This is a genomic window from Candidatus Endowatersipora endosymbiont of Watersipora subatra, assembly GCF_964026585.1.
In the GTDB taxonomy this organism is placed as follows: Bacteria; Pseudomonadota; Alphaproteobacteria; order Rhizobiales; family Rhizobiaceae; genus Pseudahrensia.
Window position 1 is genome coordinate 679675 of the sequence record NZ_OZ032160.1, and the last position, 23023, is coordinate 702697.

Consider the following 23023-nt stretch of genomic DNA (forward strand, 5'->3'; position numbering starts at 1 on the left):
CTCTTAAAAGCTTTCCGTTGTTTCATTCATTATTTGTTGGGTCAATTGAAGCATCTCTTCATGATGACTAGCCGCAGATGAAACTAAGGTTCCCTGTCGAATTGATGAACAATTATAGTGGAGTTTTGCTCCTCGAATGTCAGTAAGACGACCACCTGCTTCGTGCACAATTAAATCAGCAGCGGCAAGGTCCCAGTCGTAAGCACTACTTTTAGCAACCGCTACATCAAGGTCCCCCATAGCAACCATAGCAATTCGATAAGCTAAGGATGGTATAAAAGCGATTTTATCAAAGGTACCTGGATCTGTTTTTTCGATTGATTTTAAAAATTTCTGAGGTCCTGTTATTTTGGGAAGACGCTGTCGAATTTCTGAATCAATTTGGCTCAGGTCCAAAGCAACATTATCAAGTTTAGCGCCATTTTTCTGAGCCGCTCCTATAGATTGACACAAAACAGGACACTCTAAGATACCAACAACCGGGCGGTTATCCATTACAACTGCAATGCTAATGCACCATTGGGACAATCCATTAATAAAACCGCGGGTTCCATCAATGGGATCGACGATGAATGTTCTTTTACGGCCTAACCGTTCTACATTATCTTTCGTTTCCTCTGATAACCAACCATAATCCGGCCGGGCTTCAAGCAGTTTTTCTTTCAAGAATAAATCAACTGCTAGATCAGCTTCAGTAACAGGAGAATTGCCCTCCTTCATCCACATTTGAGGCTTGTTTTTAAAATAACTTAAGGCAATTTTCCCAGCTTGATGCCCTAGCTCTTGCAATAAATCTAGATCGTGGTGATTATCATCAGCTGCTAACACCTATTATTCCCTCAACTATCTTAAACTGTCTTAGTCTTATAACTCGTTGACTAGATAAGATCATCATGGATAATTATCCATGATGATCTTTTTCTATCAATTTCAAGAATTTTTTAAGGAAGAATCTTGACAAGATTGAAACTATGAGTCATTTAATTCAAAATCAAGGGGCCATAAGATAAATGAAGAATGTCATAGTCTATACTAAGGATGGTTGTTGTTATTGTAGTGCAGCTAAAGATCTTTTCCTCAAGAAGGGTATCTTTTTTACTGAGAATAATGCGACATTCGATCCTGTTCTTCGCGAGGAGATGATACGAAAGTCAGGCGGAGGGACAACATTCCCTCAGATATTTATTGGCAATCACCATATTGGGGGTTATGATGACCTCGAAAGTATGGAGCGTTCTGGTGAACTGGACAGCCTTTTAAGGCCTTGACTTCCATTTTTGGAGTGATAGGAGTGATAGAAGGAGGTTAGGGCTTCTATCAAAATCAAGTCCTAAGAGCTTCTGGATTCACTGTCTCTGGTTGCGACTCATTTTTATCTTTCTGTCAAATGAAGAGTCTAGGAAATGAGGGAACCTCTATTTTTCCAGATTTTTTCAGGGATTGGTTAGTTTCGATCCAAGGTGAAACAGCAAAGAGTGAGACTATGATTCGATTTAGTTTGACCTGCGCATTGGATCATATTTCCGATGGTTGGTTTTCTTCTTCTGAGGATTTTGAGAAGCAGAAGAGTCTCGGTCTAATTGCTTGTCCAATTTGCAATTCAATTAACATTGAAAAATCTTTAATGACTCCACAGGTATCTAAGTCAAGTAATCATAAAACTCAATCGCTTTCTCTAGAGCATTCAGTACGCAAAGAGTTGATATCACATATGCGTAAGATTCGTGACAAAATAACCGAAAATGCTGACTATGTTGGCGATAAATTTCCTGAAGAAGCGCGGAAAATTCACTATGGTGAATCGGAAGAACGTAGTATTTATGGTCAAGTAGGAAAGGAAGATGCTGAAACCCTTATCAAAGAAGGAGTTCACATTATGCCTCTTCCTATCATTCCAGATGATGCAAATTAAAGTTTGCTTGTCTCTAAGCAGAGAGAATATGATGTTCAATAATTCGAGCTTTCGATCTGATTCATGCTATGAATCTTTGCCAAATGCTTTATAAGATCTCTCATAATTTTTTACTTTAAGGAGAACCCTTCATGTTATTTTCACTTCCTGACCTTCCCTATGCTTATGATGCGCTCCATCCCTTCATCTCAGCTGAAACTTTAGAATATCATCATGATAAACATCACCATGCTTACGTGGATAATGCCAATAGACTATCTTCCGATGCAGGGATCTCCAACCAAACCATTGAAGATATTATAAAAGAAAGCTTCTGTACAAACGGAGGACTTTTTAACAACGTAGCGCAACATTACAATCATATCCATTTCTGGAACTGGATGAAACCAGGGGGGGGAGGAAGATATATGTCTGGAGCTCTGGAAAAAGCCATAGAATCTGATCTGGGTGGATATCAAAAATTCAAAACGAATTTTATTGAAACAGGAATGTCCCAATTTGGTTCAGGGTGGTGCTGGATTTCCTTAAAAAATGAAAAGTTAGAAATCTCTAAAACAGAAAATGGTGAGAATCCTCTTGTACATGGTGCCATTCCCATTTTGGGATGCGATTTGTGGGAACATTCCTATTATATTGATTACCGCAATGCTCGCCTCAAATATCTGGACATTTTTGTAGATAAACTGATAAACTGGGAATATGTCAATACATTATTCGAGTCAGCTCAAAGAAACTCTCAATCATCTTTATAAAGAATGATTATGCTATATTCGATGGACATCTGATTCAAATGATTCAAAGGGCCTTCCTTTTTCGACTATCTCATAGGTTCGTTGTGGAGAAAGAAGGCCTCTTCTTCATCCATATTAGAATATGATCTCGCCCCCCAAAGAATTGAATATAAAAACTGACTGAGTACACAATTTATGAATATTCAATTCTAACTAAAAACTGATCTCTTTTAAAGATTTACGACGCCGGTCACCTAAACTCATCTGAACAATCTGAATCCGCTTAATCCGGCGGGGATCAGCATCCAGTATTCTAAATTCAAACCCATCAATGCCAGAGACAACTTCACCACGCACAGGAATATGGCCAGCTAAGGCAAAAACCAGACCACCCAGCGTATCAATGTCATCAATGTATTCGCTAGAGTTAAATGATGAACCTATAATCTTTGTTAACTTTTCTAGTTCTAAACGCGCGTCAGCTATCCAAAGGCCCTCGCCAGAAACTTCAATCAAATCATCATGAGAGTCATGTTCATCTTCGATTTCACCCACCACTTCTTCAACTATGTCTTCAAGAGATACAAGCCCATCAGTTCCTCCATATTCATCTATAACCAGAGCCATCTGAGTGCGATTGGCTTGCATTCTTGCCATAAGATCAGCAGCAAGCATCGAAGGTGGCACAAACAAAACACTGCGTAAAATATCTATTTTGGAAAGAGGTGTTTCGAGATTGATCTTTGTAAGATCTCTTTTTTTAGTGACTCTTTCCTCTTCGTCAACTTCATAGGATGATAAGGTCGTCATATATAATAGGAGGTCCTTAATCAGGATCATGCCTTTTGGATCATCTAATGTTTCATTATAAACGGGGAGTCGAGAGTGGCGGGTTTCTTCAAACCGATGTAGCAATTCGCCGAGGCGAATTGTTCCCTCAACGGCTTCAATCTCAGCACGGGGAACCATGATATCAACGACACGTTTTTCACGCAAGTGCATAATATTCTGAAGCATCGCCCTTTCCTCAGGGGTAAAAACATGACTCGCAGATCCCTTCCCAGAAAGAGCTTCATTCAAATTCTCACGGAGACTTTCATCAGAAAAAAATCTTAAATTTATCAAGAATCTCTTAAAAACGTCCGCTAAACTTTTCTTATATTCAATTATAATAAGCTTGCAGCCAACTGATTTTGACGATTCCTTGATAGATTGATTATCATCATCACAGGAGTGATCATCCGTGGTCTTGACCTCCAGACTCACGCGCTTAGAAGATCGATCTTTCATCGGTGATTATTCCTGTTTCTTGTTACCAATAATCTATTGTCGATTATTCTCCAAGCCGTATGGATCTACAATTCCTAATTGAAAAAGTATCTTAATCTCCAACTGCTCCATTTCAACTCCATCAGCTTCATAAACATGATCATATCCAAGTAAGTGTAAAAATCCGTGAATGCTCAAATGGATCAGATGATCCTCAAAAGATTTTGACTGTTCATCTGCTTCAGATTTTATTGTCTCCAAAGCAAGAAAGATATCCCCTAAAAGGGGAGAATATGGTTCATGATCCTTATTGCTAGCGAAAGATAAAACATTCGTTGGTTTATCCTCATCTCGCCATCGAAGGTTAAGGGACTGAACCCTTTGATTATCAGAAAAAATAAAAGCTGCTTCAGCATATTCAGGAAGTCGTGGTTTTATTGTCATCAGAGAACAAGAGATTGCAGACTCAATCCGTGACTGCAGAGGAGGAAGTGGTGGCCACACTCTACTATCGTCGATAAAATCAATGGTGATCATTGACAGACTCATTCATTTAGACAATTTTTATCTCACGAACCCCTATAGGGTAACGAAAACTGAATTGTCTATAAAGTCTGTTTCTTCAAAAAGGAAGAAATGATTTGATTCAGATATTAATTCCTGATTCTTATACTCTTCGATGGGGAGGGGATGAAAATCTAAACTAGATGTCTAGATCCTCGATCAGATCCTTCTTTTAAAAGATATGTTAAGTCTTCCGAGATTCAGTATATAAAAAACAAGATATGAAAATAAGAAAATGGTTACACAGACTAGAGATAACACGTCGTTCGATCTTCTGACAAAAGAGTATGTTGAGATGATTGAACTTGGCCCTCATAGATTTTTGAAAATAGATGTAGAAGCTATTCGTCTTCTCACGGAACAGGCTTTTTCTAATATCAATCATCTGTTACGCCCTACCCATCTTGCCCAGCTAGCTTCCATCTTGGAGGATCCTCAAGCAACTCAAAACGACCGTTTTGTTGCTTTTGATCTCTTAAAAAATGCTAATATTGCCGCTGGTGGTCTCTTACCAATGTGTCAAGATACTGGAACAGCTATAGTTATGGCAAAAAGAGGTCGTCAAATTTTAACAACAGGATCGGATGAAGATTCAATAAATCAGGGTATTTTAGATGCCTATGAGAAAAAGAACTTCCGCTATTCACAACTAGCACCGATATCTCTTTTTGAAGAAATTAATACATGCAATAATCTACCTGCACAAATCGATATTTACAGCCAGGGTACAGATGCTTATAATTTCCTTTTTTTAGCGAAAGGGGGAGGGTCTGCAAATAAGACTTTCTTCTATCAAGGAACACCTTCTCTTCTTACACATCAAGGTATGATCGATTTTCTGAAAGAGAAAATTATAACTCTAGGAACATCTGCCTGTCCACCTTATCATCTAGCTATCGTTATCGGGGGAATGTCAGCTGAACAAAATCTTAAAACTCTTAAACTCGCATCTGCTCGTTATTTAGATGATCTCCCCAAAAAAGGCTCTCAAAGAGGTCATGCATTTCGCGACCAGGAATTCGAGAAACATATTCATTTACTGACTCAGAATATAGGCCTAGGTGCTCAATTTGGTGGAAAATATTTCTGCCATGATGTACGCGTGATCCGCCTTCCACGTCATAGCGCTTCTTTACCTATTAGTCTTGGTGTATCTTGTTCAGCAGATCGGCAAGCTAAGGGTCAAATTACTGCTAACGGCGTATTTCTTGAGACTCTAGAGACTGAACCTGCTCATTATATGCCCGATATTGACGAAAGAGAATTTGAGTTTGGAGTATCTCCTATTAATCTCAATCAGCCGATGGCAGCCCTCTTAGCGGAGCTATCGAGGTACCCAGTTAAAACTCGTTTATCATTGACTGGAACTCTGGTTGTAGCACGTGATTTAGCGCATTCAAAAATACGAGAGAGACTAGAAGCTGGAGAAACGATGCCTCCTTATATGAAAGAACATCCTGTTTATTATGCCGGACCAGCAAAAACACCGAAAGGTATGCCTTCTGGTTCATTTGGACCAACAACAGCCGGCCGGATGGATTCCTATGTAGACCTATTCCAATCTTTTGGTGGATCTATGGTTATGATTGCAAAAGGCAATCGTTCGAAGAAGGTACGGGAAGCATGCAAAAAAAATGGTGGATTTTACTTAGGCTCAATTGGTGGATCTGCAGCACGACTAGCTTCAGATTGTATCAAAAAAGTACAAATTATAGAATATCCTGAACTAGGAATGGAAGCGGTCTGGAAAATTGAAGTCTTAGATTTCCCTGCCTTTATCGTGATCGACGACAAAGGGAACGATTTTTTTTCAGAATTCAAAATGAGCTAATAGAGATTTTCTGAACTTAAGTTCAAGGATTTGTGATCTCTATTCCTGTGAAGTCATTTTATCTTTTTCTACGCAAGCTTTCAAACCAGAGGAGGTCTCTAGGTACGGCTCAGAATAAGCTAGAAACGGAAGACACAGATCATTAGCTGTCCAGAAAGCTCCTTAATTTTCGACTGCGGCTTGGATGTTTGAGCTTACGCAAAGCTTTTGCTTCGATTTGCCGAATTCGTTCACGGGTTACACTAAACTGTTGACCCACTTCCTCTAATGTATGATCCGTATTCATGCCAATACCAAAACGCATACGTAAAACACGCTCTTCACGTGGGGTGAGACTTGCGAGAACACGTGTTGTTGTTTCCCGTAGATTTGACTGAATTGCTGAATCAACTGGCAATGTTGTATTCTTATCCTCAATGAAATCAACAAGATGAGAATCTTCTTCATCTCCAATAGGAGTCTCAAGAGAGATTGGTTCTTTGGCTATTTTCAGAACTTTTCGGACTTTCTCAAGTGGCATGGCTAATTTATCAGATAATTCTTCTGGCGTTGGTTCACGACCAATCTCATGCAACATCTGGCGTGACGTCCGAACAATTTTATTGATTGTTTCAATCATATGAACCGGAATACGAATTGTTCGAGCTTGATCGGCAATTGAACGAGTGATTGCTTGACGAATCCACCACGTCGCATAAGTTGAAAATTTATATCCTCGGCGATATTCAAATTTATCAACTGCTTTCATCAAACCAATATTACCTTCTTGAATGAGATCCAAGAATTGTAGGCCACGGTTAGTGTATTTTTTCGAAATTGAAATCACGAGACGTAGATTAGCTTCCACCATTTCTTTTTTTGCCTGGCATGATTCACGTTCACCCTTTTGTACCATATGAACAATCCGTCGAAATTCAGAAATCTCAAGACCTGTTTCATGGGATAGAAGTTGAATGTCAGCGCGTAAATCGTTTATATTATCCTTTTCATGCTTATTAAATTCTTTCCAACTTCTAGCAGAAAGATTTGAAATTCGACATAACCAGTTTGGATCAAGCTCCCAATCCCGATATTCCTCCAGAAAATTATCGCGCGTTACACCATGCTTTTGAGCGAGCCTCATCAAACGGCCTTCGGATATTAACAAGCGTTTATTGATATCGTAAAGCTGCTCAACTAGCGACTCAATACGATGTTGATTTAATTCCAGACTTTTCACTGATTCAACAATATCATCCTTCAGCTTCCTTAAACGAAGTTCCAGATTCGGTGACAACTTCTTACTTATCATCCGCTTCTCAACATACTGATCTTGAAGTGAACGTAATTTCTGATACTTCAAAGCAATAGAATCAAAAATCTCCAAAACCTTAGGTTTGAGTTCTGTCTCCATTGCAGCTAGCGATAAATTGACTTCATCAGTTTCTTCATCATCATCTTCTTCTGATAACAACTCTTCATTTTTCACTTCATCAGGATTAAGACCTTCAGAAATAGCCTTACGACGAGCGATTGCTTCCGGTGAATGCTCTCCTCCAGAACCCTGACGCACAGCTTCAGCAATTGAAGCTGGTGCATTAGGATTAACAGGAACGTTCTGTTTCGCGTCGGGACCAGCATAAGTTGCCTCCAAATCAATAATATCCCGCAAAAGAATATTTTCTTCTAGCAATTCATCACGCCAGATAATAATGGCCTGAAAGGTTAAAGGGCTTTCACAAAGACCAGCTATCATGGTCTCACGACCAGCCTCGATTCGCTTAGCAATAGCAATTTCACCTTCTCGTGAGAGAAGCTCAACTGAACCCATTTCTCTGAGATACATACGGACAGGATCATCGGTTCGGTCCGTAGGCTCTTTTTTATTAGAAACACTCACTACTGCTTTCTTGTCAGATGCGACAAGCTCAGAAGACATTTCTTCTGTAGAGTCTTCCTCTTCGAGGATAGTAATGCCTATATCGGATAGAATTGACATGATCTCTTCGATCGGATGCGAACTAAGCTCCTCAGCAGCAGGCATGAGCGCGTTCAGTTCATCAACAGTTACAAATCCACGCTTCTTTGCAGTTTTGATTATCTTTTTTACAGAATCACTATTGAGATTCAGTAAAGGACGTTCAAATGATTGCTCAGTTGATTCCTCTGCATTTTGGGTAGCTGTATTATGCGTTTTCATATAAAATTCTCTCCAGCAAGTCATCTAAAGCTGTCTTCTGTCTGGATCGTACCAAACCGAACAGTCAATAGATTTAGCATTGCAATTGAAAGTATCAGAAGCAAACCATATGTCGCTTAAATTAGCGATTGTCTTGCTTTGTTCAGCTGAGGAAGCAAAACCTTGACATTACTAACTCCTGATTAACCCTTTTAATCCCTAATTTTAAACTGAGTGGCAAGCCTCATTACCTTGTAATGGATATTAATATCAGAATACCCGTACTGGACGACCAGAAGAAACACCGAATCCTTCAATCAGTCCCTCCATTCTATCCACATTCTCAATTTCCAGTTGAAGACCAACAAGCCTTTCATAACTGGCCTCATCTCCAAGCTCTGCAAAGTTTTTTTCCATCAGCCTGAGTTCATTATTTAAATAACGAGCACGCATATGCAATGCATATGCCTGAATCCAACCCTCTCGTGCATCCTCAAATGCTGCACAAGGCAAAGCCTGCCAGACACGACTCGATTCTACTTGCCTCTCCAATTGATCAAGATCAAGAGAGAATTCTCTTGAATCTAAAAAATTCCGAAGAGATTTGGATGATACACTTTTTTCTCCTTCTCCTTCAGCAGCAAAAAAGTCTAGAAGAGCAGATTGGATACGCTTAAAACGAGGATTTTCACTATCCAGAAAGGAAAATTCTTCGAAATGACTCAAAGCAACCAAGGGATGATTGATCACAGTCACCATCAGAGTCGACTCACGGAGAGGAAGTAAATGAGAATCTCGGTTGACTAAGGCAGAATTCATCAACCTTTCAGATACAGAAAACTGATTTGGACTCTTAGCAAAAACGGGTTTCAACGGATTACCTCTCTGAGAATCGTTAAAACATCGTTTGGATTTCTCTTTAATAACACCAAAAAAATATCTCAGACGGTCATCCATTTCCTTTTCATAATATCGACGCACAGTCTCATCAAAAATTTTGCGTATAACTGTCTTAATTTTCAATTCAAGATGAGCTCGTCGCTCGGGCGTATCAAATTTTCTGCCTTTAGTTTCACGGATCCATAACATATCAGATAACGAAAAAGGGGATTGCAAAATTTTTCCAAAGGCTCTCCCTCCTGAATGACGGATAATATCATCAGGATCTTCATGATTGGGTAATAAAACGAACCAAATGGATTTTCCTGGTTTCAAGACCGAAAATGCCGTTTCAATACTTCGATAATGAGCTTGCATCCCTGCTTCATCACCGTCGAAACATAAAATAGGTTCAGCACCAACACGCCAAGCTAGTTCTAATTGCCTTTGTGTTAACGTAGTCCCAAGTGGCGCAACAGCATTAAAAAATCCTGCAGAAGACAACGTAATAACATCCATATAACCCTCAGCAATAATAAGATTACCATTACGCTGAATAGCTTTTCGTGCTTTTGAGTAATTATACAGAACCTTGGATTTAGAAAATAATTCAGTTTCTGGAGAATTCAGGTACTTTGCAAAACCACCAGAAGATAATGAACGCCCACCAAAGGCAATAACCCTTTCCTTCTCATCCAGTATAGGAAACATAATGCGGTCCCGAAAACGATCATATGATGTAGCAATATCGGGTCCAAAAACAACAAGACCACAAGCTTCAATCTTAGATTCCTCGATTTTCTTTTCGCTCAAAAATTTTTTCAATGCATTATAACTGCTAGGTGCATATCCCAATCCAAATTCCCGTTGAACAGATATTGGAATGCCTCGATTTTGAAGATATAAGCGTGCTTTAGCACCATTTTCGGTCTGTAATTGATCTTGAAAAAATAGTGCTGCAAGCATCATCAAATCATAAAGCGAATATTTTTTTTCTTCACTCATACTTATACCAGAGTCGATGTAGTGCACAGAAATACCAACTTCTTCAGATAATCTTTTCACCGATTCAGGGAAACTTAATCCATCTAGCTCCATCATAAAACGAAAATGATCTCCTGATACTCCGCATCCAAAGCAGTAGTAGCGACCTTTTGTGTTTTGACAATGAAAACTAGCGGTTTCTTCACCATGAAACGGACAACAGGCCCAAAAATCACCTTTTGAAGGATTGCTTTTCTTTAAATCAAAAGTAATCCTACGACCTACTATGTTAGAAATGGGAATCCGATCCCGAAGATCTTCAAGAAATGAAGGTGAAAAATGCATATTTAAAAAGGATGATCCTATTGAATGGAGTGACATCACTCTCAGATGCGAGCAGATTCCAGTTTCTTTTTAATCATATTCGCTCTGTCATGTCTTTATCCCTGACAATAAACAAAATCATTCCTATGAAAAGAGGCTTTCACGCTGCAGGCAAGAAAGCTAAATGTAATTTATCATAACACTATCCATAGCTGAAAGGCAAATCTTTTCAAAGAAGAGTCTTTAAGTAGAGATATGATATGAACAATATGAACAAAAAGAAAGGTAATGAAAAGATGTATAATAACGCCTCATCATTGGCCTGGAGTGAAGAGAAAAACACCGGTGTTCTTGTCTTGGCGAATGGAAAAGTCATTGAAGGTATAGGAGCGGGAGCAACGGGGGTTTGTGAGGGAGAAGTTTGCTTCAACACGTCCATGACAGGGTACCAGGAAATATTAACCGACCCATCATATGCATGTCAAGTGATTGCCTTTACATTTCCACATATTGGAAATGTTGGTGTTAATGATGAAGATACGGAAAGTATAGAAATAAATTCCCCTTACGGGGCTGTCGGCGCGATATTTCGTTTCCCTATCACCGATCCATCAAATCACCGCTCCTCTGAACATCTTAACACTTGGCTCAAAAAGAAAAACATTATCACACTATGCGGTATTGATACTCGTGCACTCACAGTTTACATTCGTAAAATGGGGTCTCCCAATGCTATCATTGCACATGACCCTGATGGAATCTTTGATATTCAAGAACTAAAAGCACGCGCGACGGCTTGGGGAGGAATAGAAAGTTTGAACCTTATCTCTCATGTAACCACAAAGAATCCATTAAATTGGATTGAAGATGATCAAAGTGACAGTGAAAAGATAGGACCTCGATATCACATAATCACGATAGACTTTGGTGTTAAGCGTAACATCTTGCGCCTTTTCACTCAGCTAAATTGTAAGGTCACTATCGTACCAGCCACAACAAAAGCTGAAGCCATTTTATCCTTAAAGCCCGATGGGATTTTCTTATCAAATGGACCGGGCGATCCAGCGGCAACAGGACAATATATAATCCCTGAAATTCAAAAACTAATTCAAAGAAAGCTACCGGTTTTTGGGATCTGTCTCGGCCATCAGATATTAGCTTTGGCACTGGGAGCTCAAACATACAAAATGCATCAAGGCCATCATGGAGCCAATCATCCGATCAAGGATTGCGGTACCGGCAAGGTTAAAATCGTTTCTATGAATCATAGTTTTGCAGTCGATAGCCAAACTTTTCCTTCTAACTTAGAGGAAACACATATTTCTTTATTCGATGGCACAAATTGTGGCCTGCGCTTATCAGGAGAACCAGTATTTTCTGTCCAATATCATCCAGAATCATCTCCAGGTCCTCAGGATAGCTACTATCTTTTTTGCAGATTCATAAATATGATTCATGAATCCAAATCAATTAAGTAATTCTTCTTGATGATCCTAGGCATGATTTATTATAATTTGGTGTTTAGTTTACTATTCTTAGGGAATTGGGGACTGATCTTTTCTGTTGACATCAGAAAACAACCTTTCCCTAACACTGGGTTCTCTACTGTTAAGTAGACAGATTTAGAAAGAATGTGGCAATATTTATTCAGACTCTTTTTGTTCTCCTGATTCATTTGAGTCATTAAATGGATTTTCAACAAGGATAGTATCTTCACGCTCAGGACTCGTCGATAACATTATAACCGATACCCCAACGAATTTTTCGACGTGATGGATATATTGAATGGCCTCTACAGGTAAATCATTCCAAGTCCTTGCACCTATGATGGACTTACTCCAGCCTGGCAAGATTTCATAGACTGCCTCGACACGAGACTGTTCCTCTTGAGAAGAAGGTAAATATAACATATCTTTGCCATCCAGTTTGTATCCTCGGCAAATCCTGATTTCTTTAACCCCATCGAAAACATCCAATTTAGTTAAGGCAATCCCTGTAATTCCGTTCGTCTTAATTGCCTGACGGACTAAAACGGCATCAAACCAACCGCACCGTCGCTTTCTCCCGGTCACACTGCCAAACTCACGACCTTTTTTACAAAGAAATTCTCCAATTTCATTTATCTGTTCAGTCGGAAAGGGGCCTTCACCAACCCGTGTTGTATAAGCCTTAGTAATTCCAAGAACAAAATCTAAAGAATCCGGTCCAATACCAGAACCGGAAGCGGCTTGGCTGGCAACCGTATTCGAGGAAGTTACGAAAGGATACGTTCCATGGTCAAGATCAAGTAAAGCTCCCTGAGCGCCTTCAAACAATATTCTCTTTCCAACACGATTGGCATCGTCTAGTAAGGTCCATACTTTTTCCTTAAACGAGAGGATTCGATCAGCCACAGACGTCAATTCATTGAATATAGAACTGACAGAAATTTCATTTCTGCCAAATCCACGCAATAGTGCATTGTGATGATTTAATAAATTTTCGATCTTTTGGGGCAGTGTTTCTAAATTTTCAAGATCAATCAGCCGAATAGCTCGACGGCCAACCTTATCTTCATAAGCGGGACCAATACCACGACGTGTAGTACCGATTTTCGTACAATGATTGGAATCTTCCCGTAATTCGTCTAGTACACGATGTAAAGACAAGAGAAGTGTCGCATTATCAGCAATGCGCAAATTCTCATGAGAAATATGAACGCCCTGCTCTTCGATCTGTCTAATTTCATGAATCAAAGCATGAGGGTCAATGACCACACCATTACCAATGATACCTATTTTCCCCTTTCGAAGAACACCAGAAGGTAAAAGGTTGAGTCGATAGCTAACACCGTCAATGACCAGGGTATGGCCTGCATTGTGTCCACCCTGAAATCTGACAACAAAATCAGCGTGCTCCGACAACCAGTCGACGATCTTGCCTTTACCTTCATCACCCCACTGTGAACCTACGACCACAACATTGGCCATATCAGAAATTCCTCGATTCTATTGTACTCAAGTCAGCTCTATAAGTACGGTAAAAGCAAACCACTTCACGAGTCAATCCAGTCTCTCTTCTATAGATTAAATCCACCAATATATTGAGTTTTCTGATCTTCTCTTTCAAAGAGAACACTCATTTTGAGCTGAGCGCTGAATGGCTTGAGATTAAAGATCAAACTCCAGCGCTCTTGTCGAGTCAATTTCAGGGATATTTCTAAGGATAGAAAGGAATCCTTCTGGTACTTTGTCATCCAGCTCAATCAGTGCAATGGCATTTCCACCTTTTTTGTCTCGACCCAAATAAAAATTGGCAATATTAATACCTGATTCACCAAATATACTACCAATTTTTCCTATAATACCTGGCACATCACGGTTGGTAGCATACAACATATGAGATCCCGCTTCTGCTTCCATGTTAATTCCTTTAATCTGAATAAAACGAGGGTTACTATCAGAGAATACAGTACCAGCAACCGAGTATGTTTCGGTCTCAGTAATAACTGTTAATTTAATATAACCTTCAAAAATACCTGACTTCTCACGCCTTATTTCTGTTATTCTGATACCGCGTTCTGATGCGATAATGAGTGCAGAAACCATATTGACTTCTACCATGATTGGCCGCATCAATCCTGCTAAAATTGCACTGTTCAGTGCTCTTGTATTGAGATCAGCTATATGTCCATCATAGAGAATTTTCACTTGTTTGACTTCCTCATCAGTCACTTGACCCAAAAAACTACCCAACGTTTCAGCTAGCTTTACAAATGGTGTGAGCAATGGAGCTTCTTCAGCAGAAATAGAAGGCATGTTCAGTGCATTAGTAACAGAACCACGTATGAGATAAGCTGACATTTGTTCTGCTACCTGGAGTGCGACATTGTCCTGAGCTTCCATTGTTGCAGCACCTAAATGAGGAGTACAGACAAAATTAGGGATGCCAAAAAGAACATTGTCCTGAGCTGGTTCTACTTCAAATACATCAATGCCTGCACCTGCAACCATTCCATTTTTCAAGGCATTGGCTAAATCGGCTTCAACAATCAACCCCCCCCTAGCACAATTGATAATACGCACTCCTCTCTTCATCTTAGAGAGAGTTACAGCATTAATAATATTACGCGTTTTACTCGTTAAAGGTGTGTGTAGTGAAATAAAATCTGCTCTCTCAAGCAACCTATCCAGTTCCACTTTTTCTACACCAACTTGGGTTGCTCTTTCCTCTCCCAAAAATGGATCGAAAACAATGACCCTCATCTTCATACCAATAGCTCTGTTGGCAACAATTGAACCAATGTTACCGCAACCAATCAGACCTAAAACCTTCCCATTCACTTCTACACCCATGAACCGAGATTTTTCCCATTTTCCATCTTGTGTAGATCTATCTGCAGCCGATATCTGACGTGCTACAGCCATCATCATCGAAATCGTATGTTCAGCTGTTGTGATGGAATTTCCAAATGGCGTATTCATAACAATGATACCTTGGCGAGAAGCAGATTTCAGATCAATATTATCAACTCCTATACCAGCTCTGCCAATGACCTTAAGATTGTCAGCATTATCAATAAGCTGTTCTGTGACCTTAGTCACAGAACGAATAACCAGACCATCATAGCTATTTATGATTTTATACAGCTTTTCTTTTTTTCTACCAAGATCAGGTTGAAAATCGACATGAATGCCGTATTTACTGAATACATCAATGACCATTTCAGATAAGAGATCTGTGATAAGGACGCGAGGAGTCTTATGAAGCATAAAATAATATTTCTCTAAAGAATTTTTAATAAGCGTATTTTGTAGTCTCAAATGCCCAATCAAGCCAAGGGAGCAAAGCTTCAAGATTGAAGTGATCAACTGTAGGACCGGTCCAGATTCTCAATCCTGGAGGAGCATCGCGATAGCCACTAATATCGTAGGCAACACCTCTATCTTCTAATAACCCCGTCAGGTTTTTTACAAAAGCACGCTGTTTTCTTTCACACAAAAGCACGAAGTCAGGATCAATTATTGATAGACAAACAGAAGTATTAGAACGAATTGATGTATCTTTAGCTAAAAAATCAATCCAATCGGTTCTGTCAACCCACTGGGTCAAGATAGATAGATTCTCATTAGCACGGGAATGGAGTCCTTTGAATCCACCGATCCTCTTCGCCCAATTGAGAGAATCCAGATAATCTTCCACACATAACATGGATGGTGTATTAATAGTTTCTCCCTCAAAAATACTATCAATCAACTTCCCTTGTCTGGTTAGCCTAAAAATTTTGGGCAAAGGCCAGGGAGGAGTATAAGTTTCAAGACGATCAACGGCCCTTGGGCTAAGAATCAGCATACCATGTGCCGCCTCACCACCAAGAGCTTTTTGCCAAGAAAATGTCACTACGTCGAGCTTATTAAAAGGTAATCTCTGAGCAAAGACAGCAGACGTCGCATCACAGATCGTCAATCCCTTCCGTTCACTAGAAATAAAGTTACCATCAGGTAACCGAACTCCTGAAGTTGTTCCATTCCAAGTAAAAACCAGATCATGATCAAAATTAATGGAGGTTAAATCAGGCAAAAAACCATAGTCAGCGGTCAACGCAATAGGCTTGAGTCCCAACTGATTAACAACGTCATTCAACCAAATAGCGCCAAAACTTTCCCACACCATGACAGTAACTGAACATGGTCCCAAAAGAGACCAGAGAGCCATTTCAACAGAACCAGTGTCCGAAGCTGGTACAATAGCAACACGGTAATCAACAGGGATATTTAAAATATCTTTTGTTAACTCAATCACTTGTTTAAGCTTTGATTTAGAATGAGTAGCTCTATGAGAGCGTCCAAGACTCGCATCCGAGAGCAACTCAAAACACCAACCTGGGCGCTTAGAACACGGTCCTGAAGAGAAGGAAGAATTGTAGGGACGGACGGTGGGAACCGCGAACTGCGATCCTGTCATCATAACCATAACTTCCTGTCGTTTAGGAGAATTAACAGATATATTAGTATAGAGCTAAGGCATGAAAAATCAAGAAAAAAGAAGTTTCACTAAGGATCACTAAATGAGTAATACCTAGATTTTAATGTCATGTTCCAAAGAGGAATTGAGGAGAGCTCACTATTCTGAAGAAAGATCAAATCATATCAAAATGACCTTGATAATCAAAAAGATGATGATATATAGGAAGACTTCTCTCAATCATCATTATGGATTTTAATCTCATTCAAATCGACGAAACATAATTGATACAACTTCTTTGTGACTTCAATTTCATGGAGAGTACCATGCGGTTGCCTTTCATTGCAATTATCATCCATCTTATCACAATAATGTCTTGTGTCACATCGGCATTAGCAGACCGTCAAGTGAGGTACTCAAAAAATGAATTAGTTAATGTTGGTCATCATTTTTTTGGTATAGCTTCTAGTGGCTTGGCCAGTCTAATTGAAAAATCGTTTGAACAATATGGACAGCCAAACGGTTATATTTTAGGCGAGGAAGCATCAGGCTCTATGATAGGTGGGTTACGTTATGGAGAAGGGGTATTAATCACACAAAATGCTGGTGATTGCAAAATTTATTGGCAAGGTCCCTCCATTGGATGGGATTTTGGTGGTGATGGAAATAGGACTATGATGTTGGTCTATAATCTCAAGGATATCAGTAAAATCTATCGCCGATATATTGGTCTTTCAGGTTCTGCATATCTTATTGGTGGTTTAGGAATGACAGTTCTCAAAAACGGCGATACAATCATTATTCCTATCCATACTGGTGTAGGTGCGAGACTTGGTTTTAATGTGGGATATCTAAAAATCCGTCCATATGCTACATGGAATCCTTTTTGATTCTTTATGAGTTCAATCCAACATTGAGTTGGATCATACATGCTTCAAAGATGAAAACACAGAAATGAATCAACTGTGCAATCTTAAAAATGGAGGATGAGTGTCAATGAGTGAACAGGATGATTTAAGGGTAAGGCCATCTTTTAATGGCAGAACCAATGAAACAGAATATCAAAAAAAGAAAATCATTCGTGAAACAATTAACAAATTAGCTATCAAAGTCATAGCAAGAATTGCTGATGTCCAAGGACATAATTCCCCAATCCACAGAATACTGAGTCAAGAGTCAACAGAAACTGATATTGATTTTGATTACGATGTTGATTTTAAAAGAGACTAGAGAATTCAATTGATTGAATAAAATGTTAGTATCCCATAAAATTAAAGAGTAATTTATATATTGTAACGAGTCACGCATTGATTGCACTTTAAACCAGTTTATTCAATCTAAGAATTAGATAATCTTTGAATCAATCTACTCATTGGAAGATCCAGAAACTTGTGTAGAGATCAACTGTGCAATCTAAAAATGGAGGATGAGTGTCAATGAGTGAACAGGATGATTTAAGGGTAAGGCCATCTTTAATAATGGCACAATCGATGAAACAGAACGTCAAAAAAAGAAAATCATTCGTGCTGAAGAATTTACCAGTATTATCAAAAATGGGGTTCCTCCTAGGAAAGATTGTTCTTTTTATCTTATTTTCAATGAATCATTCGACCTTAGTCCTATCCAAAACTATTTCTACAAAAATTAGAGCAGGGAAATTAATTCTTCATGATCCTGTTATTCGGATGACCCAACCAGGTTCAGAAATAGGAGCTGGATATCTTATGATCACTAACAATGGATCAATTGAAGACCGTCTAATCAGTGTAAGAGTTGATTTTGCTCAAAAGGTCAGAATACATGAAACTATTGTTGCACGATCGGAAATGGAAATCACTAAAATGCGCACTCTTGAAGATGGACTAAAAATTGGAGTCGGAGAAACAGTGAAACTTGAACCTAGCAGCTACCATTTGATGTTTATAAAACTATCAAAACCAATGAAAGTTGGTGATCTTCATAAAGCAATTTTGGAATTTGAGAATGCTGGAAAGGTTGAAGTTCAATTCGAAGTGATATCTATTGCTGAAACATTGAAAATAAAAAACAAGATCCCTCAAGCTTATGAGAATAGTCTCATTGTTGGTTAAGTATAGAAAAAACTCAAGAAGAAATCTTTACAAGATTTTTAAAAAACCATCTTCTGATTCCTCTTTATTTAGAACTTTCCCGTCATCGATAAATATTGAATCACTAGACAGTTCATAATGATTCTGATAGATTCACCATCTAGAATGAAGAAGAAGAATCGGAATAGCTAGTGCAAGTTGTTGTTCGTGATAATAATGTAGATCAGGCCCTTCGTGCCCTGAAAAAGAAACTTCAGCGTGAGGGTATTTTTAGAGAAATGAAGTTGCGTAATTTTCATGAAAAGCCTTCAGAAAAGCGAGTCCGTGAGAAGACAGAAGCCATCCGTCGAACTCGTAAATTAGCTCGCAAGAGAGCTCAGCGTGAAGGTTTGATTCCAGGTAAGGTAAGTCGCTAAATAATATCTCTTTTTATTCATACAATAAAAAGATAGTGTAATTCATGCCACTGTCTTTGACAGGATAATTAGAGTTATAAACGTCAAAAGACCAGCTAAAAAACTTTTAGCAATCATGAATCCGACAGCCATTGAGATAATTAAAAAAAAGCCAATGAGAACGGCCCATTTGACCAATGATAAAAAAATGGCATAGGTACGTTCATGATCCTGGTTGTCCATTGAATCACAAGATCTCACTTTATCAACATCATACTCTAAAGACTGATGGGGCATACTCTAATCCTAAATTAGAGAGAAGAGATTGATTGAACAGAACAGACTTTATCATTTTTGTCAACTTTTCTTTGCAAGATTAAACGGAGAGCCAACTGAGGGGAGACAATAAAGATTAAGAGGAGTTTTTAGATGGCACTTTGCTGTTACAATTGACTTTGAAATTTCTCCTTTAAAAACTAGCTCAACCTGAGTTGGTGAACGAACGACGTAATTGCCTACGGCCATTATTTTTTTATCATAACCTGACCTGGAGACAAACCTTCTATCTTTGAATTCTGCAAAATAAACACCTTGAGTCTCTAGATCTGTAGGAAACCAAATACCATCGATACTCATTGTGTCAGACTTATCCATAAAGTGAAAAGACTGAATCCTCAAAATATCACAACCAGTTAGGGCGTTTAGAACAAGCAGTAATATCAATTTTTTTGCTAAGGAGGCCCCCATTCCTGATTTTCCTATCCCTTCAGTTATACATTATTATGATGGGATCAATTTTGGTGTTCCATGTGATCCAAGTCATCGATCAAAGAGCAGATAACTGATAAACCTTGAGACCAAAATCCAGGATCCGAAGCATCAAGGCCAAATGGTTCTAATATCTCTTTATGATGCTTTGTTCCTCCGGCTTTCAGCATCTCAAAATATTTTTTCTGAAACCCGCATTTACAATCTTGATAACAAGCGTAAAGCGAATTTGCTAAGCAGTCGCCAAAGGCATAAGCATAAACATAAAAAGGCGAATGTATGAAGTGAGGAATATAAACCCAGAAGGTCTCATAACCATCGCCGATTCTGACTGAAGGCCCGAGACTTTCTTTTTGAATATTCAACCAAATCTGACAGAGCTGATCAGAGGTAAGTTCTCCATTCCTTCTCTCCTTATGTACCGTTCGTTCAAAAAGATAAAAAGCAATTTGACGAAAGACCGTATTGATCATATCTTCAACTTTTGCTGCCAATATAGCCTTACGTCCTTCCCTTGTCAGAGTTTGATTGAGCAAAGATTGAAATGTGAGCATTTCACCGAATACACTTGCTGTTTCTGCCAATATCAGAGGAGGTGATGCCATCAAAGCACCTTGCTGAGCAGCCAGAACTTGATGGATCCCATGTCCCAACTCATGAGCAAGAGTCATAACATCACGTAGTTTGCCTTGATAGTTCATTGAAATGTAAGGATGAGAAGATGGCACAGTAGGATGTGAAAATGCACCCGGCGCTTTACCTGGACGTACTAAACTATCAATCCAGCCATGGGTAAAAAATCGTTCTGCAATTGTCCCCATCTCCGGTGCAAAGCTATTGTATGCTTTCAAAACAGTATCCTTGGCGTGACTCCATGGAATGGGCGAATCAAAACTCTTGGGCAATGGAGCATTTCGATCCCAATGATTGAGAGACTGAAGGCCTAACCATTTTGCTTTCATAGTATAATAACGATGAGATATATGAGGTAAGGCATCTTGAACAGCGATAACTAGAGCATCAATAACCGATGGTTCAACTCTGTTAGCAAGATGTCTACTGTCAGCAACATCTTCAAATCCTCTCCAAGAGTCTGATATCTGTTTGTCCTTCGCCAGTGTATTCGTGATCAAAGTAAACAAAGGAAGATTATCCTTAAAAGTTAATGCAAGAGCGTCGGAAGCTTTTTTTCTTGTTGATTCTTGTTGATCCTGAAGAAGAGCGAGTGCTGGTTCGATAGGAAGACGAGAACGGTTAACTTCAAACCGTAATCTTGATATTGTTTCGTCAAATAAGCGGTTAAAAGCTAAATGACTAGTCGCTTCTTTATCAATAAATAACTGCTCAATGTTATCATCTAGCTGATATGGCTTTCTGATACGTAAATCAAGGAGCCAAGGACGATAGAAAGCGAGAGCTGAACTCAGAGAAAATGCAGAGTCCAGTGTTTCATCCTCAATTTTGTTGAGTTCGAGACTGAAAAAAGTAAGATGATTTACGGCTTGTATCACTTTTTCTTGTACATCACCATAAAATTTTATCCGTTTGGGATCGGAAGAATTTTCGGAATATAATAAGACCGAAAAGGCACTGATACGGCCAAGGAAATCCTGCAATTTTTCATACTTGACAATGATGTTCGCTAATTGATCTGCGGAGGATTGTAAGTGTGATAATAGATGGCCTTTGTAAGCTTTTTCAAAGGCCAGAGCCTTCGGTATAGAATTCTTAAAATCGGCCCCAAAAAGTTCTGAGTCCATCCCAGGATAAAGATCTCCTAAATTCCATTCAGGAAGTTTTCCTAAACTATTTTCGACTCCAACATCCTGTTCTTCCGATACCGTATTACTCATATATGCTGCTCCCTGTAGACATCTCGATCTTGCCCTCCTATTTTACTTCTCATGTCAAAAGGTTATAGCTGATCAAGAGACGTCAATAATTTCAATTAGGGTTGGATTTTATCTCACCTTCTTCATTTGATCAAATGAATGATCAGTAGAAAAGCGGAACTCTTGACGCTCTATAAAATTAATATATTTCTTTTCGATCGCGACCGCCAATTCTATTTAATCTGGATGCTTCATGGTTTCTTATTTGATGTTTATAGTCGGTCTTTTCTTGTTGCTTTTTGGTGGTGACTGGTTAGTAAAGGGTTCGATAGCCCTTGCTGAAAAACTAGATATTCCTACCCTTATTATTGGTATTACAATTGTTGCTCTGGGCACATCAGCACCGGAACTCCTTATATCATTACAAGCAGCGCTTTCAGGATTTGGTGGGCTGGCTGTTGGAAATGTAGTGGGATCAAATATTGCCAATATATTAATGGTATTAGCAGTACCTGCTTTAATTTCGCCAATTAGTTGCAAAGAGAAGAATCTTAGCTTTTCCCTCTTTTTTCTTGCTTTGGTGACTATTTTCTTCATGATTCAAATTTATTTTAGTCCGATATCAAGGCTGGATGGCATTCTTCTATTCATATCTTTAGCAGTGTTTTTAAGCATACAGTTTTATAAGATGAAAACCCATCAAAATGATAAAGACATCGAATATTTCTACCGTGAGGAAATCGGTAGGATTCCTACTTCAGGATGGGCCGTTGCTAAACTAATTATTATTGGAATGATTGCTTTGCCATTAGGATCTCATCTTATGGTAGATGCCGCTTCTGATATTGCTAAGCAGTGGAATGTATCAGAAACAATAATTGGCATAACAATTATTGCGATTGGAACCTCTTTGCCTGAACTTATGACGAGTCTTATGGCTGCAAGATACAAAAATGCATCCGTAGCAATAGGTAATGTAGTTGGTTCCAATATATTCAATATTACTGGCATCATGGGGCTAACCGCTATAATGGCTCCTATTTCAGCTGATAACCGTATTCTTAGTTTTGATATGTGGGTGATGCTAGCTACAACTTTGTTCCTAATTACAACTTCTGTTTTAGGATTTGTTTTAGAAAGACGCTTGGGAGCGATTCTGCTAGTTTCTTATTGCTTCTATATAGCAGGGATCATTTTTTTGTGAAGAAATAAGAAAGACAGCACTGTTACTTTTGAGGACGTGTTTGGAACGCTCACACCAAAATTTTATTCTTTAAAATTCTATTCTTATACTTTCTCTAAATCAACCCTATGGGGATAGGGTATTGGAGAGCGGTCCAGCTTTGCCAAGCGGCAAGATGCAG

General features: G+C 39.0%; 21 protein-coding genes. 10 read left to right on the forward strand and 11 right to left on the reverse strand.

Annotation, left to right across the window (positions count from 1 at the left end):
- Window positions 1-3 precede the first annotated feature (3 nt).
- Window positions 4-828: a 3'(2'),5'-bisphosphate nucleotidase CysQ gene (locus AAGD37_RS03170; RefSeq protein WP_341760115.1), complete on the reverse strand. Its 825-nt coding sequence runs from the start codon at window positions 826-828 to the stop codon at window positions 4-6.
- Between the two features lie 182 nt (window positions 829-1010).
- Between AAGD37_RS03170 and grxC the strand changes: the two genes are divergently transcribed.
- From grxC to AAGD37_RS03185, 3 genes are all read left to right on the forward strand, one after another.
- Window positions 1011-1268 (forward strand): glutaredoxin 3, encoded by a 258-nt coding sequence (gene grxC / locus AAGD37_RS03175; protein ID WP_341760116.1) that lies wholly within the window; start codon window positions 1011-1013, stop codon window positions 1266-1268.
- A 215-nt stretch (window positions 1269-1483) separates the two neighbouring features.
- On the forward strand, window positions 1484-1912 hold the full coding sequence (locus tag AAGD37_RS03180) for a DUF1178 family protein (RefSeq protein ID WP_341760117.1): 429 nt from the start codon (window positions 1484-1486) through the stop codon (window positions 1910-1912).
- 131 nt (window positions 1913-2043) lie between these two features.
- The gene (locus AAGD37_RS03185; protein WP_341760118.1) at window positions 2044-2664 is read left to right on the forward strand and encodes a superoxide dismutase; all 621 of its coding nucleotides are present in this window, start codon (window positions 2044-2046) and stop codon (window positions 2662-2664) included.
- Between the two features lie 192 nt (window positions 2665-2856).
- Here the strand turns inward: AAGD37_RS03185 and AAGD37_RS03190 are convergent, their stop codons facing one another.
- The gene (locus tag AAGD37_RS03190; RefSeq protein ID WP_341760119.1) at window positions 2857-3933 is read right to left on the reverse strand and encodes a hemolysin family protein; all 1077 of its coding nucleotides are present in this window, start codon (window positions 3931-3933) and stop codon (window positions 2857-2859) included.
- A 33-nt stretch (window positions 3934-3966) separates the two neighbouring features.
- Complete coding sequence (ybeY, locus tag AAGD37_RS03195) at window positions 3967-4449, reverse strand: rRNA maturation RNase YbeY (protein ID WP_341760120.1); 483 nt, start codon at window positions 4447-4449, stop codon at window positions 3967-3969.
- A gap of 262 nt (window positions 4450-4711) precedes the next feature.
- On the opposite strand from ybeY, the gene AAGD37_RS03200 reads away from it, so the two are divergent.
- The gene (locus tag AAGD37_RS03200; protein WP_341760121.1) at window positions 4712-6307 is read left to right on the forward strand and encodes a FumA C-terminus/TtdB family hydratase beta subunit; all 1596 of its coding nucleotides are present in this window, start codon (window positions 4712-4714) and stop codon (window positions 6305-6307) included.
- 142 nt (window positions 6308-6449) lie between these two features.
- Here the strand turns inward: AAGD37_RS03200 and rpoD are convergent, their stop codons facing one another.
- Window positions 6450-8486, reverse strand: a complete 2037-nt coding sequence (gene rpoD, locus AAGD37_RS03205; protein WP_341760122.1) for an RNA polymerase sigma factor RpoD — start codon at window positions 8484-8486, stop codon at window positions 6450-6452.
- A gap of 249 nt (window positions 8487-8735) precedes the next feature.
- Window positions 8736-10673: a DNA primase gene (gene dnaG / locus AAGD37_RS03210; RefSeq protein WP_341760123.1), complete on the reverse strand. Its 1938-nt coding sequence runs from the start codon at window positions 10671-10673 to the stop codon at window positions 8736-8738.
- A 275-nt stretch (window positions 10674-10948) separates the two neighbouring features.
- On the opposite strand from dnaG, the gene carA reads away from it, so the two are divergent.
- Window positions 10949-12130 carry a glutamine-hydrolyzing carbamoyl-phosphate synthase small subunit gene (gene carA / locus AAGD37_RS03215; RefSeq protein ID WP_341760669.1) on the forward strand — a complete coding sequence of 394 codons (1182 nt, stop codon included), beginning with the start codon at window positions 10949-10951 and terminating at the stop codon, window positions 12128-12130.
- A gap of 165 nt (window positions 12131-12295) precedes the next feature.
- Here carA and AAGD37_RS03220 read toward each other — a convergent pair whose 3' ends face one another.
- The 3 genes from AAGD37_RS03220 to AAGD37_RS03230 form a co-directional block, all read right to left on the reverse strand.
- Complete coding sequence (locus AAGD37_RS03220; RefSeq protein ID WP_341760124.1) at window positions 12296-13621, reverse strand: adenylosuccinate synthase; 1326 nt, start codon at window positions 13619-13621, stop codon at window positions 12296-12298.
- Window positions 13622-13801: 180 nt separating this feature from the next.
- Window positions 13802-15403 (reverse strand): phosphoglycerate dehydrogenase, encoded by a 1602-nt coding sequence (gene serA, locus AAGD37_RS03225; RefSeq protein ID WP_341760125.1) that lies wholly within the window; start codon window positions 15401-15403, stop codon window positions 13802-13804.
- A 25-nt stretch (window positions 15404-15428) separates the two neighbouring features.
- Window positions 15429-16595, reverse strand: coding sequence for a phosphoserine transaminase (locus tag AAGD37_RS03230; RefSeq protein WP_341760670.1), 1167 nt, complete (start codon window positions 16593-16595; stop codon window positions 15429-15431).
- Window positions 16596-16921: 326 nt separating this feature from the next.
- Here AAGD37_RS03230 and AAGD37_RS03235 point away from each other — a divergent pair, with 326 nt between their 5' ends.
- The 4 genes from AAGD37_RS03235 (at window position 16922) to rpsU (ending at window position 19080) form a co-directional block, all read left to right on the forward strand.
- Window positions 16922-17485: a DUF1134 domain-containing protein gene (locus tag AAGD37_RS03235; RefSeq protein ID WP_424945443.1), complete on the forward strand. Its 564-nt coding sequence runs from the start codon at window positions 16922-16924 to the stop codon at window positions 17483-17485.
- Between the two features lie 106 nt (window positions 17486-17591).
- A complete protein-coding gene (locus AAGD37_RS03240; RefSeq protein WP_341760126.1) occupies window positions 17592-17825 on the forward strand; it encodes a hypothetical protein in 234 nt (77 codons plus the stop codon).
- 206 nt (window positions 17826-18031) lie between these two features.
- Window positions 18032-18685, forward strand: coding sequence for a copper chaperone PCu(A)C (locus tag AAGD37_RS03245; RefSeq protein ID WP_341760127.1), 654 nt, complete (start codon window positions 18032-18034; stop codon window positions 18683-18685).
- A 170-nt stretch (window positions 18686-18855) separates the two neighbouring features.
- Window positions 18856-19080, forward strand: a complete 225-nt coding sequence (gene rpsU, locus AAGD37_RS03250; RefSeq protein ID WP_341760128.1) for a 30S ribosomal protein S21 — start codon at window positions 18856-18858, stop codon at window positions 19078-19080.
- Window positions 19081-19122: 42 nt separating this feature from the next.
- Here rpsU and AAGD37_RS03255 read toward each other — a convergent pair whose 3' ends face one another.
- The 3 genes from AAGD37_RS03255 to AAGD37_RS03265 are packed head-to-tail and all read right to left on the reverse strand — an operon-like array spanning window position 19123 to window position 21680.
- Window positions 19123-19356 carry an aa3-type cytochrome c oxidase subunit IV gene (locus AAGD37_RS03255; protein WP_341760129.1) on the reverse strand — a complete coding sequence of 78 codons (234 nt, stop codon included), beginning with the start codon at window positions 19354-19356 and terminating at the stop codon, window positions 19123-19125.
- Between the two features lie 60 nt (window positions 19357-19416).
- Window positions 19417-19806 (reverse strand): hypothetical protein, encoded by a 390-nt coding sequence (locus tag AAGD37_RS03260; RefSeq protein WP_341760130.1) that lies wholly within the window; start codon window positions 19804-19806, stop codon window positions 19417-19419.
- 44 nt (window positions 19807-19850) lie between these two features.
- The gene (locus AAGD37_RS03265) at window positions 19851-21680 is read right to left on the reverse strand and encodes a M3 family oligoendopeptidase (protein WP_341760131.1); all 1830 of its coding nucleotides are present in this window, start codon (window positions 21678-21680) and stop codon (window positions 19851-19853) included.
- Between the two features lie 232 nt (window positions 21681-21912).
- On the opposite strand from AAGD37_RS03265, the gene AAGD37_RS03270 reads away from it, so the two are divergent.
- Window positions 21913-22863 carry a calcium/sodium antiporter gene (locus AAGD37_RS03270; protein WP_341760132.1) on the forward strand — a complete coding sequence of 317 codons (951 nt, stop codon included), beginning with the start codon at window positions 21913-21915 and terminating at the stop codon, window positions 22861-22863.
- Window positions 22864-23023: the final 160 nt, after the last annotated feature.

Excerpts from the sequence above, each read along its gene's own strand:
- AAGD37_RS03270 (WP_341760132.1), top strand. The coding sequence starts at position 21,913 with ATGGTTTCTTATTTGATGTTTATAGTCGGTCTTTTCTTGTTGCTTTTT.
- AAGD37_RS03265 (WP_341760131.1), bottom strand. The coding sequence starts at position 21,680 with ATGAGTAATACGGTATCGGAAGAACAGGATGTTGGAGTCGAAAATAGT.
- AAGD37_RS03245 (WP_341760127.1), top strand. The coding sequence starts at position 18,032 with ATGAGTGAACAGGATGATTTAAGGGTAAGGCCATCTTTAATAATGGCA.
- grxC (WP_341760116.1), top strand. The coding sequence starts at position 1,011 with ATGAAGAATGTCATAGTCTATACTAAGGATGGTTGTTGTTATTGTAGT.
- AAGD37_RS03235 (WP_424945443.1), top strand. The coding sequence starts at position 16,922 with ATGCGGTTGCCTTTCATTGCAATTATCATCCATCTTATCACAATAATG.
- ybeY (WP_341760120.1), bottom strand. The coding sequence starts at position 4,449 with ATGATCACCATTGATTTTATCGACGATAGTAGAGTGTGGCCACCACTT.
- serA (WP_341760125.1), bottom strand. The coding sequence starts at position 15,403 with ATGCTTCATAAGACTCCTCGCGTCCTTATCACAGATCTCTTATCTGAA.
- rpoD (WP_341760122.1), bottom strand. The coding sequence starts at position 8,486 with ATGAAAACGCATAATACAGCTACCCAAAATGCAGAGGAATCAACTGAG.
- AAGD37_RS03260 (WP_341760130.1), bottom strand. The coding sequence starts at position 19,806 with ATGGGGGCCTCCTTAGCAAAAAAATTGATATTACTGCTTGTTCTAAAC.
- AAGD37_RS03240 (WP_341760126.1), top strand. The coding sequence starts at position 17,592 with ATGAGTGAACAGGATGATTTAAGGGTAAGGCCATCTTTTAATGGCAGA.
- carA (WP_341760669.1), top strand. The coding sequence starts at position 10,949 with ATGTATAATAACGCCTCATCATTGGCCTGGAGTGAAGAGAAAAACACC.
- dnaG (WP_341760123.1), bottom strand. The coding sequence starts at position 10,673 with ATGCATTTTTCACCTTCATTTCTTGAAGATCTTCGGGATCGGATTCCC.
- AAGD37_RS03200 (WP_341760121.1), top strand. The coding sequence starts at position 4,712 with ATGGTTACACAGACTAGAGATAACACGTCGTTCGATCTTCTGACAAAA.
- AAGD37_RS03230 (WP_341760670.1), bottom strand. The coding sequence starts at position 16,595 with ATGACAGGATCGCAGTTCGCGGTTCCCACCGTCCGTCCCTACAATTCT.
- AAGD37_RS03255 (WP_341760129.1), bottom strand. The coding sequence starts at position 19,356 with ATGCCCCATCAGTCTTTAGAGTATGATGTTGATAAAGTGAGATCTTGT.
- AAGD37_RS03185 (WP_341760118.1), top strand. The coding sequence starts at position 2,044 with ATGTTATTTTCACTTCCTGACCTTCCCTATGCTTATGATGCGCTCCAT.
- AAGD37_RS03180 (WP_341760117.1), top strand. The coding sequence starts at position 1,484 with ATGATTCGATTTAGTTTGACCTGCGCATTGGATCATATTTCCGATGGT.
- AAGD37_RS03220 (WP_341760124.1), bottom strand. The coding sequence starts at position 13,621 with ATGGCCAATGTTGTGGTCGTAGGTTCACAGTGGGGTGATGAAGGTAAA.
- AAGD37_RS03190 (WP_341760119.1), bottom strand. The coding sequence starts at position 3,933 with ATGAAAGATCGATCTTCTAAGCGCGTGAGTCTGGAGGTCAAGACCACG.